Origin of the sequence: Miniphocaeibacter halophilus, from assembly GCF_016458825.1 — a bacterium.
GTDB classification, from domain to species: Bacteria; Bacillota; Clostridia; order Tissierellales; family Peptoniphilaceae; genus Miniphocaeibacter; species Miniphocaeibacter halophilus.
Genome location: NZ_CP066744.1, coordinates 1923477 through 1940891, shown reverse-complemented (window position 1 = coordinate 1940891; position 17415 = coordinate 1923477). Strand labels below are relative to the sequence as shown.

The following is a 17415-nucleotide window of genomic DNA, read 5'->3' as shown; positions in this document are numbered from 1 at the left end:
GTATAATTTTAACAAAAAACTTGTATATTTTCAAATAAACGAATAATTATTAATTAAATATTGCATCTACGAAATTATCTGAATCAAATTCCATTAAATTATCTATTTGTTCTCCTACTCCAATTAATTTTACTGGTAAACCTAATTCAATTTCTAAAGGAAATACTACTCCTCCCTTTGCTGTTCCATCTAGTTTAGTAATTACTACACCTGTTAATTCAGCAACTTCTTTAAATTCTTTTGCTTGAAAAATTGCATTTTGACCTGTAGTACCATCTACTACTAATAAAGTTTCTTTATAAGCTTCAGGATACTCCCTTTCAACAACACGATGTATTTTATTAAGCTCATTCATTAAATTCTTTTTATTGTGCAATCTACCTGCAGTATCACAAATTAAGACATCTACATTCTTTGACTTAGCAGAAGCTATTCCATCAAAAACTACAGAAGCAGGATCTGCTCCTTCTTTATGAGAAATAATATCCACACCAGCCCTATTTGCCCATTCGGTTAATTGTTCAATAGCTGCTGCTCTAAATGTATCAGCTGCAACTAACATTACTTTTTTACCCTGTTGTTTTAATTTGGCAGCCATTTTTCCTATAGTTGTAGTTTTTCCAACTCCATTTACTCCAACTACTAGTATAATCGTTGGACTTTTTGAAGTGTCAAGATTATTATTTGGTACTGCTTCAGCTAATTTTTGTTTCATAATTGATATTAAAATACTTTTTACTTCTTGAGGATCTTTTATTCTTTCTAACTTAACTCTTTCTGTTAGTTCATCTATTATTTGCATAGTAGAATCTACCCCAACATCTGCTGAAATTAAAGTTTCTTCAATTTCTTCAAATAAATCCTCATCTACTTTTTGATAACTTGCTAAAATCGTATCTATTTTATTAGAAATATTGTCACGAGTTTTAGTTAATCCTTTTTTTAACTTACTGAAAAAGCTTTCTTTCTCCTCTGTAATTTCTTCTTCTTGATTTGTTTCTTCAATTAATTCTTCTTCTTTTTCAGAAGACAAATCATGGTTTTTCTCTTCTAAATTAATATCCCCTTCTTTATTTTCTTCTTTTTCCTCGATTTCTTCAATTTCTTTATTTTCCTCATCGTCTTTATTTTTAAATTTATCAAAAAAATTTTTAAACATATTTCCTCCTATTCAATTTCTAAAGATATAACTTTACTTACTCCCTCTTCTTCCATACTTACACCATAAAGAATATCTGCTATTTCCATTGTCGTCTTTCTATGTGAAATCATTATAAATTGAGTAGTGTCTGTAAATGATTTTAAATATTTAGTATATCTTGAAATATTAGCCTCATCTAAAGCTGCATCAATTTCATCGAGAATACAAAAAGGTGATGGACTGGTTTCAAAAATCGCAAATAATAACGCTACAGCAGTTAAAGCTCTTTCCCCACCTGATAATAAAGATAGATTCTGTAATTTTTTTCCAGGCGGCTCTGCTACTATATCAATTCCACCATTTAAAATATCATTATCCTGTATTTCTAAACTTGCATGTCCACCATCAAATAGGATATGAAAAATATCATTAAATTTTATATTAATTTCTTCAAAACTTTTAGCAAACATTTTTTTCATATCTATATCTAAATTTTTAATAATATTTTCTATATCATCTTTAGAATTTAATAGGTCTTCCTTTTGTGCAGTTAAAAACTCTACTTCATCATTTATTATTTTATATTCTTCAATGGAATCGGTACTAAAATATCCTAGTTCCTTTAATTTGGTTTTTGATTTCTTCAAATCGCTTTTACTTTTATTATCTATATTGTATACCAATGTAAACTTTTCTAAAAATACATTGTATTCTTCAAGAATAATGGATAATATTTTGTTTTTATTATTGTTAAGATTTTCTATTTTATTATTTATTATATCTAAATTATATTCTAATTTTGATGAAATATTTTTTAAATCATTTACCTCATCTTTTTTGTCTAAGAATAATTTTAACTGTAATTCATAATTGGATTTTTCTGTAGGAATGATTTCCTCTAATAATTTTGCCTTATTATTTACTTCATCTAAATTATAGTTATCTACCTTTAATTTTTCTTTTCTATTTTTTAAGTTGCTAGTAAGTTCTACTATATTATTTGAAATAGTTCTTATTCTATTGTCTGTATCCTCTAGTTCATTTTTTAATTCACTTCTATTATTGTCATTAATACCTAAATCTCTTTTAAAAGCTTCTAGTTTAGAATCTTCTTTTATTATTTCTAGATCTAAATAATTGATTTTTGAATTAGTTTGTATAATTTTTTCTTCAACAACATTATAGTTATCTTTTATTTTTTCTAATTCTTCTTTTATTTCATCTACATTTATTATATTCTTTAAATCCTTTGATTTTGAATAAAATTCCTTAATCGAATTTTCAATTTCATTTAAAGAATTTTCTTTAATAAAAATCTGTGTTTTAATTTCTTCAATATTCTTCTCTTTTATTTTCTTTTCTTCAAAGAACTTTTCTAAATTTTTGTTTTTTTCATTATATAAATTTTTTTTAATTATTAATTTTTTTTGAAGTTGAGTTATTTCGTTTTCTAATAGACTATACTCACGTTTTAACTCTTCTAATTTACTATTTATAATATCTAGGTTCTTTTTTCTATTAATAATATTAATGGTCTTTTTCTTATTTGAATACCCACCTATTACAGAACCCCAAGAATTGAAAATATCCCCATCTAAAGATACAACCCTAAACTGTTTATATTTCTTGCTTATAATTATTGCATCATCAATATTAGTAACTAAAATAGTCTTTCCTAAAAAATAATTGATTAATGACTTATATTTATCATCACATTCAATTATTTCAGATGCTATGGACAATATTTTATCATCATTAAATTTAGGTATTGGATTTCTTCCTTTAATTTTGTTTAATGGTAAAAATGTCAATCTTCCAATTTTTTCTTTTTTAAGAAAGTCAATTAACACCTTAGCGTCATTTTCAGTATCAACAACAATATTTTGCAATGTTCCAGACAAAACATTATTTATTGCTATGGAATATTTTTCCTCTACATTTATTAATTCAGCTAAAGTACCTAATGGTAGTAAATTTAATTTAGAATTTTTGATTTTTTTAAAAAATGTACTTACCTGTCTATTATATCCTTCATAATTTTCTATTATATTTTTATAAAACAAAAATTCTCTTGTTAAGTCTTTAATTTGAATAGAAGTATCTGATTTCTTATTGTTTTTTTCTTCTATAGCACTGTTTAAATTATTAATTTCTTCTTCTAATTCTTTAATATTGCTAATTAAATTATCAATACTGCTATCAACATCTTTTAATTCATTTCTTTTTAAATTATTACTATCCTTTAAAGCTTCAATTTCTTTTAATAATTTATCTCTTATTAATTCATTATTTTTTATTTTTTCTCGATTAGTATTTTCAATGTTTTCTTCAGTTCTTTGTTCTACTTCAATATTCTTTAATTTTTCAGTATAAATTTCTTTATCTTCTTCAAGTTTTTTTAAAATTTCTTTATTTTCTTCAAGTTTCTTTGAAAATGTATTTTTTTCTATATTATAATCTTCTATTTTTTTAGATATTTCCTTTATACTTTCTTCAAGTTCTTTCTGTTGTTTAATATTTTTTTCAATTTTAATCTTTAAAGTATTTTCTTTTTCTAATAAGTACTTTTCTTCCTCTTTTAATCTAATTATTTCCGAGTCTTCGTACTTGATTTTTTCTTCGTTTAATTTTACCTGTAGATTTATATCATTTATATTCTTCTCTAACTTACTATATTCCAATTGTAAACTTTCATATTTTTCTTTTAATAGATCCACTTCTTTTTCTAGTAAGTTTATTTCTTCATTTAAAGACTCGATAGTATTTTTATTTTTATTAATATCTTCTTTTAATGAGGAAGTTTCTTTAATGTTTTTCGAAATTTCTATTTCACTTTTTTCAATTTCCAATTTATTAAAATACAAATCCAACAGTTTTATTTCATTTGTTAATTCTAATCCTATTTTAGCTTTATCAGATTGCTCTTTTAAATAATCTCTCTGATCAACTTTCTGATTTAAAATGTCTTCAATTCTACCTAAGTTAGAAATAGTTTTATCAAGTTTTTTTAAGGATTCTTCTTTTTTATATTTATATTTAGATATTCCTGAAGCTTCTTCAAAAATAAATCTTCTATCTTCACTTTTAGAAGATAGGATTTCATCTATTCTTCCTTGTCCAATAATAGAATACCCTTCCTTGCCTATACCTGTATCCATAAATATTTCTCTAATATCCTTTAATCGACAAGGCTTTTTATTTATATAATACTCTGATTCTCCTGTTCTGAAAACCCTTCTGGTAATATTTACTTCACTATATTCAACTGGAATCCATTTTTCAATATTATCAAAGTTTAAAGATACCTGTGCAAAATTTAAAGGTTTGTATTTGTTTGTCCCTGAAAAAATAACATCTTCCATTTTACTTCCCCGTAAGGACTTTACACTTTGCTCACCTAAAACCCATCTAATTGCATCTGATATATTTGATTTTCCACTTCCATTAGGTCCAACTATTGCACAAATAGGCTTATTAAATTGTAATTTAATTTTATCCTTAAAGGATTTAAATCCCTGAATCTCTATTGATTGTAATTTCAAATAGTTACACCTCTAAACTTTGCAAATATTTTTTGTAATAATTGTAAATATCTATATTAGTTTTTTTATTATTCGTTTTAATTATAATATTATTGTAATTGTCATCTGTTCCAATAAATTTAAGTTTTTTTATTTTAAATTCACTAGAATAATATTTTTTATTTTCTCCATTATTTCCAACTACATATGAAATATTTTTTTTATTGGTAAAGATAGACACTTCACTACTGTCTTTGAATATATCTAATTCTTTGGATAATATCTCTTTAAATATTTCTTGTAAAACCAATTGGCGAAAAGCGGCATGAAATGGTCCTGCTATAACATCTTTTCCTTCGTTAATATTATCTGTAGGTTGTAAGCCTATTCTAATTACATCAATTTTATTTAAAGTATACATAATATAAATTGGTTTTATAATATTAATCGCCTCATAAATCGATAAAGGCTTATAGACACCCTTTAAAAACAATCTTTCCAATTCTGTATCTTTAATTACTAAGGTAGGATAGATTCTTACAAATTTAGGTCCTATTTCTACAAATTTTCTTGCTGTATCTAATGATTTCTCAAAATCGTCCTTGTATAACCCAACCATTTGTTGCAGGCCTAGTTCAAATCCATATTCTTTTATTTTTTTTGCTGCTTCAAATACCACATTTGAATTATGTCCACGATTATTATAATATAAAACATCGTCATCGAGAGATTGGACTCCTAACTCAATAGTTTTTACATTAAAAAATTTAAGAATCTCTAATATATTATCATCTATATAATCTGGTCTAGTAGATAATCTTACAGAATTAACTAATTTTTTATCTATGAAATAATTAGCCAATTTTAAATACTCAACCATAACATCTTCTTTTAAACCAGTAAAGCTTCCACCATAAAAAGCTATTTGAGTTTCCTTGTTTTTATTCGAAAAAAAAGTTAGGTATTCTTCAATATCTAACCTTGTTTTTATTAAATCATCAGCATAATTTTTATTAGTTATTTTCCTTTGGTTGCAAAAAATACAATCATTTGGGCAACCGTAATGTGGTACAAATACCGGTATAATATTTAACTTACTCAATTTCAATACCTAATTTCTCTATAGAATTTTTCGCTGCTTTTTGCTCAGCGTGCTTTTTGTTTTTTCCTTTACCCTGCTCTAATTCTATATTATTATACATAGCAGTAACAAAAAATACTTTTGCATGATCTGGTCCAATAGATTTATCCAGTCTATACTTTACTTTACTTTTATATTTAATTTGTACATAATTTTGTAAAATAGCTTTATAATTATAGTTATTCTTATTAATTTTTAAGTAATTATCAAATATATTAATATGCTTTTTGGTAATTAATTCATATACTGTACTATAGGAATTAGAATCTAAGTAGATTGCAGCAAATAAGGCTTCAAAAGTATCTGATAAAATAGAATTTCTTTGTCTACCGCCAGACTTTTCTTCGCCTTTACCTAATATTAAATACTTTCCTAAATTAAAATGTTTTGCTGCATTTGAAAAACTCTCTTCGCAAACTACTTCACTTTTTAGTTTTGTCAGTTCACCTTCATCAATATCTCTGTATTTCTTATAAAAATATTCGCTAAATACTAATCCAAGTATAGAGTCTCCTAGAAATTCCATTCTTTCATTTGATTTATAACTTGAATCTTCTTGTTCGTTTACTTTAGATATATGGTGAAAAGCCGAATCTAAAATTTTCAAATCCTTAAAATCATATAATATTTCTTTTTCTAATTGTTTTAATAACTTAATTCTACTATTACTTAGTTCCAAAATGTCCTACTTCTTTAATTTTTCTATATTGTCTACTATATCTTTAACTGTTACTATATTATCTAAATTCTCATCTGAAATTTCAATATCAAATTCATCCTCTATTGCCATTACAAGTTCTAATAGTCCAATAGAATCTGTTCCTAAATCTTCTCTGATAACTGTATTTTCACTAATATTATCAACTTTAAATTCTTCTTTTATAATATCTACAACTTTATCGTAAATCATTCTTCAATCTCCTTTTTGGCTAATTCTTTCTCTATCTTATTAATTATATCATTTTCTACAAATTTCACCATTGCATCTATACCTGTTTCTATTGCTCTAGCATTGCTACTTCCATGAGCTTTAAAAACAGCTTTTTTAACTCCTAATAGTGGTGCTGCACCATATTCATTGTAGTCTAACATATTCTTGACATCTTTTAATACGTCCTTTAATAATAAAGCTCCTATTTTTGCTTTAAAAGAACCTAATATACCTTTTTTTAGTCTACCCATAATTGTTATAGCAGTACCTTCTGTTGATTTCAACAAAACATTTCCTGAAAAACCATCTGTTATAATTACATCGGAATTTCCTGAAAGTAGATCCCTTGCTTCAACATTACCTTGAAAATTAAGGTCGGAATTTTTCAATAATTCATAGGTGTCTTTTCTAAGTTTATCTCCCTTTCCTTCCTCTGTTCCAACGCTTAACAAGCCTACCTTTGGATTATTCGTATTTAAAACACCTTTGGAGTAAACACTACCCATTAATGCAAATTGAACTAATAATTCAGGAGGACAGTCCATATTAGCCCCAGCATCTAAAAGTACACAGGGGTTTTTTTCTGTTGGAAACACAATAGTTAATGCCGCCCTACTTATATTCTGTAGTCTTTTGGTTATTAATGTTGCTCCGGCTAATAAAGCTCCTGTACTTCCACAAGAAATAAGCCCATCGTATTCCTTCTCATTTAAAGCCTTAAGTCCTAAATGTAATGATGATTTCTTATTCCTTCTAATAGCTAATGCTGGTTCTTCATCATTTTTTATGTATTCATTTGTATCTATATAATTAATTTTATCTGTATTATTTTTGACTAGTTTTTTTATTTCTTCTTCATTGCCTATAAAGGTTAGATATAGATTATTATGATTTTCTAAAGCTTTTAAGGCTCCCTTTACTATTTCCTCATAACCTTTATCCGCTCCCAAAGTATCCACTAATATTTTCATTTCACACCTCTTTACTAATAGTATTTTAACATATTCTATTAATAATTAATAATACAAAAAAAGATAGGTAAATACCTATCTTTTTAAACTATTAATCTTCTACTGAAATTATTTCCTTACCATCATAATATCCACAAGATCTGCAAACCCTATGTGGTAATTTTGGTTCATGACAATTTGAACACTCTTGTATAGTTACTTTTGGTAATCTATATGAAGAAGCTCTTCTTTTATCTCTTCTAGTTTTGGATGTTTTTCTCTTTGGTACTGCCATTGGTACACCTCCCTTGAATATTAAAGCTGTTATTCAAATGTATTAAACAATTAGATATGGGTAGGTTGACAATCCCATATATCTAAAACTAAGCTTTATGAATAAATTTATACATACAACAAAATTCATTATACAAATTTATTGATAAATTGTCAATAATTACTTAACTATTTTTAAAGTATCTCTTGCAATCATCAATTCTTCGTTAGTTGGTACTATAAAGATTTTGGTTTGTGAATCGGCTTTTGATATACAAGCTTCTCCTCTAGTTTGATTTTTCTCTTCATCTAAAATCAAACCATAATCTTCAAGATTTTTTGTAACTTGATATCTTGTATCTGTGCCATTTTCCCCTACGCCGCCAGCAAAACATATAGCATCAACTCTACCTAATTCTATCATATATGCTCCTAAAAATCTTCTTATTCTATTATGGAACATATTTAATGCTAAAGTTGCTCTTTCATCTCCTTTTTCATGAGCTTCTTCTAAGTCTCTAAAGTCACTACTTAACCCAGAAATACCTAGAACACCTGATTCTTTATTTAAAATTGTATTAATTTCATCTGGAGACAAGTTTTCTTCATTTTGTAGGAAAGAAATAATTGTTGGATCTAAATCTCCTGAACGTGTACCCATTATTAATCCTTCTAATGGAGTAAGTCCCATTGTTGTATTTATACATTTACCATTTTTTATAGCCGCTAAACTAGATCCATTTCCTAAGTGTAAACTTATAATATTTATATCATCTACATTCTTTCCTAATAATTCAGCTGTTCTATGGGTAATGTATTTATGACTTGTTCCATGGAATCCGAATTTTCTAAGTTTATATTTTTCATAATATTTATATGGAATTCCATATAAATAATTATATGCTGGCATTGTTTGATGGAAGGCAGTATCAAAAACTGCAACATTTGGTTTTCCCGGTACTATTTTTTCACAAGCTTCTATACCCATTAAATTTGCTGGATTATGCAAAGGGCCAAATTTTATGTAATCCCTTATTATATCTTTTACTTTATTATCAATTAATGTAGAGTCAATTAATTCCTCTCCACCATGTAAAACTCTGTGGCCTATTGCTCCTATTTCATCTACAGATTCAACTACTCCATGGTCCTTGTCTGTTAAAAAATCAAATACCATTTTTATAGCTTTTGTATGATCTTCAATAGGTTCTTCCTTTGAGTACTTATCTCCATTAATTGTTTGAGTTATTTTTGATCCTTCAATACCAATTCTTTCAACAAGTCCCTTTCCCATAACTGATTCGTCATCCATGTTGAATAATTGATATTTTAATGACGAACTACCACAATTTACTACTAAAACCTTCATATTTCCTCCTAAATATATATTTAATTTAATAATCGTTATCTAATCTAAAGTTGATTATAACATAAATTTAACAAATTTTATTTGATTCTAGACTCATTGCCAGTTAAAAGTCTATATATATTTCCTCTATGTTTAAAAATAGTAATCACTGCTAATATTATATATAAAATTCCACCATAAAAGAACTCTTTTTTTACAATAAAATAAATACCTACAAAAATACACAATACCGCTACTGATACCGAACCTAAGGAAACATATTTAGAAATTGCTACTATAATTAGAAAAACTCCAAATACAGCAAGTATATGTAATGGCGATATAGCCATTAATACGCCAAAAGAAGTAGCAATTCCTTTACCACCTTTAAAGCCATATACAATTGGCCAATCATGTCCTAATACAACTGCTAATCCAGCTGTAAACATTCCAATATCACCATAAATTTTACTACCTATATAGGTAATTATTAGACCTTTAAGAAAATCGATTATAAAAGTCAATATTCCTATTTTTTTACCAAATACTCTCAAGGCATTAGTCGTTCCAGTATTACCACTACCAAACTCCCTAATATCTTGTTTAAATAATAATTTACTAAGTATTAAACCGCCAGAAATATTTCCAACAAAATAAGATATTATTGCAAGAAAAAAAATTCCCATTAGTCACCTCGTTCTCTTAATTCAAAAATTAATGGTACTCCGGTAAAATGAAAGTTCTCTCTAATTTGATTTTCAATATATCTAATATATGAAAAGTGCATTAAACTTGATTTATTAACATATATTATAAACTTTGGAGGTCTAACTGCCACTTGGGTAATATAGAATATTTTTAGCCTCTCTCCCTTGTCTGTTGGAGGAGGATTGTGCAATATTGCATCGTTTATAATATCATTTAAAATTCCTGTACTAATTCTCATAGAATAATTATTGTTGATTTGTTCTATGAGTTCAAATAATTTATACACTCTTAAATTATTTTTTACAGACATAAATATAATAGGTACATAATTTATAAATCCAAGTTTATTTCTTATTTCTCTTTCAAAATTAGTATAGGATTTATTATCTTTTTCAACTAAGTCCCATTTATTAACTGAAATAATCATAGCCTTTCCTTGGTCATGAGCATATCCTATGATTTTTGAGTCCTGTTCGGTAACCCCTTCTTTTGCATCTATCATTAATACACAAATATCCGATTTATCTATTGCATCTAATGTTCTAACAACGCTAAATCTTTCAACCTCTTCATTTATAGCTCTTTTTCTTCTTAGTCCTGCCGTGTCTACTAATATATAGTCTTCACCATTGTATTTAAACTTACTATCAATTGAATCTCTTGTAGTTCCTGCAATATCTGTTACTATCATCCTTTCTTCTCCTAATAAGCGATTAATAAGAGAAGATTTACCTACATTTGGTTTTCCTATTATTGCAACTTTTGTAATGTCTTCATCACTTTCTACGTCTAAATCCACCGGAAACTTTTCAACTATATCATCTAAAAGGTCTCCTAAACCCATAGAATTCTCAGCACTTATAGATTTTATATTCTCTATCCCTAATTCATAAAACTCATATATATTATCTTCAAATTTTTTATTATCAATTTTATTAACAACTAATATAATTTCTTTTTTGGATTTTCGTAATAAGTTTGCTATTTCTCTATCATCAGGTGTAATGCCTGTTCTTCCATCTACAACAAATAAAATTATTTCAGCAGTATCTATGGCTAATTCAACTTGATTGATTATTTCTTTAGAAAATCTCTCCTTTGCATCGATTTCTATTCCACCGGTATCTACTAAACTAAAATATCTATTTTGCCATTCAGCTTCCTGGTATAATCTATCTCTAGTAACTCCCGGATCATCTTGAGTAATTGCAACTCTTTTTCCTACAATTCTATTAAATAAAGTAGATTTTCCTACATTAGGTCTACCTACAATTGCTACTATTGGTTTTTTCATATAACACCTCTTTTCTTAGATATAATAACATAATGATTTCCTTTAATCCAATAAAAAAACTTGGGCTAACTGGCTAACCCAAGTTTACTTATTTTTTATTCATATAATTTGTAATTACTCATTAATTTAAGTACATCAGCCTTAATATCAGCAGCAGGTCTTTCCTTCTTTAAAGCCTGTACCATATATTTACCTATTTCTCTAAATCCATCTTCTTTCATTCCTCTAGTTGTAACTGCAGGAGTACCAACTCTTACTCCAGAAGTAACAAATGGTGATTCAGGATCATTTGGAATAGTATTTTTATTTGTAGTTATATTTACTTCTTCTAATAAAGCTTCAGCTTCTTTTCCTGTTAAGCCTAAATTTCTTACATCTAATAATAATAAGTGATTATCTGTTCCACCGGAAACTAATCTAATTCCACCTTCTGTTAAAGCTTCTCCCAATGCAACGGCATTTTTCTTAACTTGTTTTATATATTCTTTAAATTCATCTGTTAATGCTTCTTTAAAGCATACAGCTTTAGCAGCTATAACATGCTCTAATGGTCCACCTTGTAATCCTGGGAAAACTGCTTTATCTATTTTTTTAGCGTGTTCTGCTTTACATAAAATAGCTCCACCTCTTGGACCTCTAAGAGTTTTGTGTGTTGTAGTTGTTACAAAATCTGCATATGGAATTGGACTAGGATGTTCGCCAACAGCAATTAATCCAGCTATATGAGCCATATCTACCATAAAATATGCTCCCACTTCATCAGCAATTTCTTTGAATTTTGCAAAGTCTATTTCTCTTGAATAAGCACTAGCACCTGCAACTATTAGTTTTGGTTTGTGCTCTAAAGCTCGTTCTCTTACTTGATCGTAATCTATTGTTTCTGTTTCTGGATCAACTCCATAATCAACAAAGTTATAATATAAACCGGAAATGTTAACTGGTGAACCATGAGTTAAATGACCACCTTCAGACAAATTCATTCCTAAAACAGTATCACCTGGTTTAAGAACAGCTAAATATACAGCCATATTAGCATTTGCTCCTGAATGAGGTTGAACATTTGCATGGTCAGCTCCAAATAATTCACATAGACGATTTCTTGCAAGATCTTCAGCTATATCAACAAATTCACAACCACCATAATATCTCTTACCAGGGTAACCTTCTGCATACTTATTATTTAATGTTGTTCCCAAAGTTTCTAAAACAGCTTCTGAAATAAAGTTTTCTGATGCTATTAACTCCACATGGTCTCTTTGTCTTTGTGTCTCATTTTTTACAGCATCATAAATTTCCTTATCGAACTTTTCCAATTGTGGTAAAGATCTTAAACTCATTTTACTCCTCCTCAAAATTAATAATTTTTATTGCCCTAATCACACCATTATTTTTATTAAAAATCCTATTATCTAAAATTTTTAAAACAAATAATGAAATTAGTAGAAATATTATGCCAAGACCTAAGCTTTTAATCTCTTGACTGGAAACGTTATTTCCACTAAATATTATTATACCACTAATAATGCCAAAAACAAAGAATATTAGTGGAATAAAGTACATTATTATAGAATATTTAAAAATGGTACCGTTTTTTATTGAAAGTAATACCCTATCTCCCTTTTTAGCGTTTAAATCATTTTCTATTTTAACAATCATAGGTTTGTTTTCTGAACTGCAGCCTGCACAGGAACTACAGTTCCCACCACAGCCACTTTCTCTTACTACTAAGACATCTATATGATTATTATTACTATCTATTACTACACCTGTTTTATCCATTAATTCTCCTTTGAAATTAGTTCATTAATTATTTCTCCTGAAATAATAAGTCCTGCTACAGATGGTACAAAACTAATACTAGAGGTTGGTGTTTTATTTGAACCATTATTTGTATTGTTATTTTTTTTAGGTAATTCATCCGACCATACCACTTTAAGTTTTTTTATATTCTTCTTTTTTAATTTAGCCCTCATAGTTCTTGCCAATGGACAGACACTTGTTTTTCCAATATCAGACACTTTAAATCTTTTAGGATCTAATTTATTACCAGCTCCCATAGACGAAAATAAATTAATATTATTATTATAGCAAAATTCTGCTAAAGCAATTTTACCTTGGACACTATCTATTGCATCTACAATATAATCATATTCTTTTAAGGAAAATTTATCAATATTATTAGGTACTAATTTTTCATAAAATTTAGCAACCTTACATTTCGGATTAATATCCTTTATTCTCTGTTCTATAACATCCACTTTGTAGGCACCTATGTTAGAATGTAAAGCTATGATTTGTCTATTAATATTGGTTATATCAATTGTATCAAAATCTACAACTGTTATCGAGCCTATTCCAGCTCTAGCTAGTCCTTCAACAACATAACCTCCAACACCACCAACTCCAAAAATCAATATTTTAGAGTTGGCTAATTTGTTTAGAGATTCTTTTCCTATTAGTAATTCTGTTCTTTGTAAAAAATTATTTTCCATTTCTATTTATCCAATTTTATATGAATTTCCTTTAATTGTTCTTCTGTAACCTGTGAAGGAGCGCCTGATAAAAGATCTGTTGCAGATTGAGTTTTTGGAAAAGCTATTACATCTTTAATATTTTCAGTACCACTTAATAACATCATAAGTCTATCTAACCCATAGGCTAAACCACCATGTGGAGGTGTACCATACTTTAATGCGTCAACAAAGAAACCAAATTTATTCTCTATTTCTTCCTTTGTCAAATTTAAAGCTTTAAACATTTTTTCCTGTAGTTCACTATTATTAATTCTAATGGAACCTCCGCCTAATTCTTCTCCATTTACGACAATATCATAAGCTTTAGCTCTAACTTTTTCCGGAGTTTTTTCTAGTAATTCTATATCTTCATCTTTTGGGCTTGTAAATGGATGATGTTTAGCTACAAGTCTTTCTTCTTCATCATCATATTCAAATAAAGGAAAATCAACTATCCACGTAAATTTAAAATCATCTTTTTTAAGTAAGTCTAAATTTTGTGCAATATGTCTTCTTAATGCTCCTAATGAATCAAATACTATTGAGTTTTTATCAGCAACGATTAAAATAAGTCCCTCATTTTCAACATTAAAAGCTTTTAATATAGAAGCCAGTTCATCTTCTTTTAAAAACTTAGCTATTGGCGAATTAACCTTGCCATTATTCATTTTAATCCAAGCTAATCCTTTAGCACCATATGTTTTGACATATTCTTGTAAAGCATCTATTTTCTTTCTTGAATAATCTTTTTGGTATTCTCCGATGTTTATTCCTCTTACTGAAAAACCTTCTTTTACAGATGAGGAAAATACTTTAAAATCTGAATCTTTGACAATTTCAGATATATCTACTAATTCAAATCCAAATCTTAAGTCCGGTTTATCGCTTCCATATTTTTCCATTGCTTCAGTATAGGTCATTCTATTAAAAGGAATTTCTAAATCTATGTTTTTAATTTCTTTAAATATTTTCTTAATTAATTTTTCATTAATTTCAATAACATCATCTTCTTCTACAAAAGACATTTCTAAATCTACTTGAGTAAACTCAGGTTGTCTATTTGCCCTTAAATCTTCATCTCTAAAACATTTAACTATTTGATAGTATCTGTCCATTCCAGCTATCATAAGTAATTGTTTCATTAATTGTGGACTTTGAGGTAAGGCATAAAATTCATAAGGATTTACTCTTGAAGGAATTAAATAGTCCCTAGCACCTTCCGGAGTAGGCTTTCCTAAAAAGGGAGTTTCTATTTCAACAAAATCATTTTCTGCTAAAAAGTTTCTAATTATACTAGAAGTTTTAGCCCTTAATTTTAAATTATTTTGTAAATATTCCTTTCTTAGATCTAAATATCTATATTTTAGTCTTACTTCTTCTGAAACATTATCATCATTTTTTATATATATTGGAGTAGTTTCAGCTTTATCTAAAATTCTAAACTCATTTACTAGAATTTCAATATTACCCGTTGGTATATTAGGATTTTTAGATTCTCTTTCTCTAACAAGACCTTTTACACCTACTACAAATTCAGTTCTAACTCCTTTAACCTTATCAAAAAGTTCCTTGTTGTCAGTTTCATTTATAACTACTTGAACTATTCCTGTTGTATCTCTAATATCCATGAAAATAATACTGCCTAGATTTCTTTCTTTTGCTACCCAACCCATTACAATAACTTCTTTGCCTAAGCAATTCTCCAAAACTTCTCCACACATGTTTGTTCTTTTAAAATTTTTTATAGTATCCATAATTCCTCCAGTTTTAAATTATAATTTATATAAATTAAATATATTTTTGAAATAAAAAAACTCGCCACAAGGGACGAGTTAACTCGCGGTACCACCCTAATTAGGTAAACCTCTCTCATTGTTTTAACGCTTCTAGCGGAATAATCTACTCCAAGATGTCAATTTTAGTATGTATAATAAGTTCCACCAAACCTTATCTCTCTAGAAAACATATTCTAAAATACCCTTCTCTTCCTTGTATTTCTAATTATCATTATATAATATTTATATATTAAGTCAATTTATTTCTTTCTACTTAGTCTATTTTTAATGCTATTTAAAAGAGCATATAACTCTTTAACTCTAAATAGCAATAATAAAATTAAATACACTAGAGCAGACATCATTATAGAAATCAGTAAACTAATATTACTACCAAATCTATTATTTAATAAGCTAAATGAAATATATGCAAATACTCCCATTAATACACTTGCAACAATCATTTTTAAATTTTCTTTCTTAAAATTTTGTAAGTCTGAAAAATCTCCAATTTTCTTTTTAAGTCTTAAGTATAGAGTTGTAGCACCATAATATGCAGCAATTGTAGACCCTAAAGCTAAGCCTGATAAGCCTATAAATCTCGATAATATTATACTTGCAATTATATTTACCAATACCATATAGAACGAATTTATTGTAGGGGTTTTTGTGTCCTTCAAGCTATAGAAGGATTTAAATAAAACATCTCTAGCACCTATTGCCAAAAGTCCCAGTGCATAAAAAAGCAGACAAGGAGCTGTCAATACAGTATCTTCAGGTTTAAAGGCTCTTCCTTCATAAACCAATCTTACAATTGGCTCAGATAATACAGCAAGTCCTATCATTGCCGGCAAAACCAAAATATTCATTGAGGTCAAAGTATCCAATATAGTTTTTTTAAATTCCTTAATATTTCCTCTACCGGCAATTTTACTTAGTAAGGGATAAGCTACTGTTGTAATTGATATTATAACTATTCCATTAACAAATTCACTTAACTTTGAGGAATAGTCCATAATTGTAATACCTTGCCCACCTAAAATCATAGAAGAAAGGTTCTTATCAATGATAATATTCAATTGACTAATAGATGTTCCAAATATTACCGGTATAGCCATTATTAACATACTTTTAATTTCTGGCTCTTTTATATCCAATATTTTAGTCCATTTAAATTTTCTTTTTTTAATTGCAGGTATATAAGGAACAAATTGAACAATAGTTGCAAAAGTAAGACCTATTGCTAAAAAGTAAACATTTATGTATTTACCTAAAAACAATGATATTAATATAAAAAAATTTAAAATAAACCCTTGTATTGCCGGAACTATAAATTCATTTTTACAATTTAAATAACCTCTATAAACAGTCGCTACAGCCATAGCAGGTAAACTTAAATATGTAATTTGTGTAAAAATCGTAGTTAATTCCCTTGCTTCATTATTTAGCTTAAATGCAAATAAATAAGTAATCGGCTTTGCAAATATCTGACATATAAGCATTAAAATAATACTTATTATTAAGGTAATATTACCTAAATTACTTGTGAATTTATCGGCTATTAAGTATCCTTCTCTATCTTCTAACCTTTTATAAGTTGGAATAAATCCTGTCGTAATTCCTACAGAAATAAAACTAAATATTACAACCGGTATTGACATAGCTAAAGAAAAAGCTGCTGCCACATCACCAGTTCCAAATAATCTTGATAAAACAGCATTTCTTAAAGCACCTATAACTTTAGATGTAATTGTTATAATCATTAAAATAATCGTAGTGGCTTTCATGTTTCCCCCTTATTTATCTACTATAAACTATAA

At 27.6% G+C, this 17415-nt stretch carries 15 protein-coding genes and 1 other annotated feature; all 15 genes read right to left on the bottom strand.

Going from position 1 to position 17415, the window contains the following annotated elements; all coding sequences use genetic code 11:
- Nucleotides 1-49: 49 nt before the first annotated feature.
- Nucleotides 50-1159 carry a signal recognition particle-docking protein FtsY gene (ftsY, locus tag JFY71_RS09670; RefSeq protein WP_243660584.1) on the bottom strand — a complete coding sequence of 370 codons (1110 nt, stop codon included), beginning with the start codon at nt 1157-1159 and terminating at the stop codon, nt 50-52.
- Between the two features lie 8 nt (nt 1160-1167).
- On the bottom strand, nt 1168-4683 hold the full coding sequence (gene smc, locus JFY71_RS09665; protein WP_243660583.1) for a chromosome segregation protein SMC: 3516 nt from the start codon (nt 4681-4683) through the stop codon (nt 1168-1170).
- 4 nt (nt 4684-4687) lie between these two features.
- Entirely contained in the window at nt 4688-5764 is a 1077-nt protein-coding gene (locus tag JFY71_RS09660) for an elongator complex protein 3 (RefSeq protein WP_243660582.1), read from the bottom strand.
- Nucleotides 5757-6482, bottom strand: a complete 726-nt coding sequence (gene rnc / locus JFY71_RS09655) for a ribonuclease III (protein ID WP_243660581.1) — start codon at nt 6480-6482, stop codon at nt 5757-5759. Before rnc ends, JFY71_RS09660 begins: the two co-directional genes overlap by 8 nt.
- 6 nt (nt 6483-6488) lie before the next feature.
- The gene (locus JFY71_RS09650) at nt 6489-6713 is read right to left on the bottom strand and encodes an acyl carrier protein (protein ID WP_243660580.1); all 225 of its coding nucleotides are present in this window, start codon (nt 6711-6713) and stop codon (nt 6489-6491) included.
- Nucleotides 6710-7705: a phosphate acyltransferase PlsX gene (plsX, locus tag JFY71_RS09645; RefSeq protein WP_243660579.1), complete on the bottom strand. Its 996-nt coding sequence runs from the start codon at nt 7703-7705 to the stop codon at nt 6710-6712. Before plsX ends, JFY71_RS09650 begins: the two co-directional genes overlap by 4 nt.
- A gap of 91 nt (nt 7706-7796) precedes the next feature.
- A complete protein-coding gene (rpmF, locus tag JFY71_RS09640; protein ID WP_243660578.1) occupies nt 7797-7979 on the bottom strand; it encodes a 50S ribosomal protein L32 in 183 nt (60 codons plus the stop codon).
- 159 nt (nt 7980-8138) lie between these two features.
- Nucleotides 8139-9326, bottom strand: coding sequence for an acetate/propionate family kinase (locus JFY71_RS09635; RefSeq protein ID WP_243660577.1), 1188 nt, complete (start codon nt 9324-9326; stop codon nt 8139-8141).
- A gap of 77 nt (nt 9327-9403) precedes the next feature.
- On the bottom strand, nt 9404-9991 hold the full coding sequence (plsY, locus tag JFY71_RS09630; RefSeq protein ID WP_243660576.1) for a glycerol-3-phosphate 1-O-acyltransferase PlsY: 588 nt from the start codon (nt 9989-9991) through the stop codon (nt 9404-9406).
- Nucleotides 9991-11307, bottom strand: a complete 1317-nt coding sequence (der, locus tag JFY71_RS09625; RefSeq protein ID WP_243660575.1) for a ribosome biogenesis GTPase Der — start codon at nt 11305-11307, stop codon at nt 9991-9993. Before der ends, plsY begins: the two co-directional genes overlap by 1 nt.
- Before the next feature lie 95 nt (nt 11308-11402).
- A complete protein-coding gene (locus JFY71_RS09620) occupies nt 11403-12644 on the bottom strand; it encodes a serine hydroxymethyltransferase (protein ID WP_243660574.1) in 1242 nt (413 codons plus the stop codon).
- Nucleotide 12645: 1 nt separating this feature from the next.
- On the bottom strand, nt 12646-13086 hold the full coding sequence (locus JFY71_RS09615) for a SoxR reducing system RseC family protein (RefSeq protein ID WP_243660573.1): 441 nt from the start codon (nt 13084-13086) through the stop codon (nt 12646-12648).
- Nucleotides 13086-13799 carry a tRNA threonylcarbamoyladenosine dehydratase gene (locus JFY71_RS09610; protein WP_243660572.1) on the bottom strand — a complete coding sequence of 238 codons (714 nt, stop codon included), beginning with the start codon at nt 13797-13799 and terminating at the stop codon, nt 13086-13088. The genes JFY71_RS09615 and JFY71_RS09610 overlap by 1 nt, the downstream gene beginning before the upstream one ends.
- Before the next feature lie 2 nt (nt 13800-13801).
- Nucleotides 13802-15574 (bottom strand): aspartate--tRNA ligase, encoded by a 1773-nt coding sequence (gene aspS / locus JFY71_RS09605; RefSeq protein WP_243660571.1) that lies wholly within the window; start codon nt 15572-15574, stop codon nt 13802-13804.
- Nucleotides 15575-15640: 66 nt separating this feature from the next.
- Nucleotides 15641-15819 (bottom strand) — a binding site (T-box leader).
- 36 nt (nt 15820-15855) lie between these two features.
- Nucleotides 15856-17382, bottom strand: a complete 1527-nt coding sequence (gene murJ / locus JFY71_RS09600; protein WP_243660570.1) for a murein biosynthesis integral membrane protein MurJ — start codon at nt 17380-17382, stop codon at nt 15856-15858.
- Nucleotides 17383-17415 lie beyond the last annotated feature (33 nt).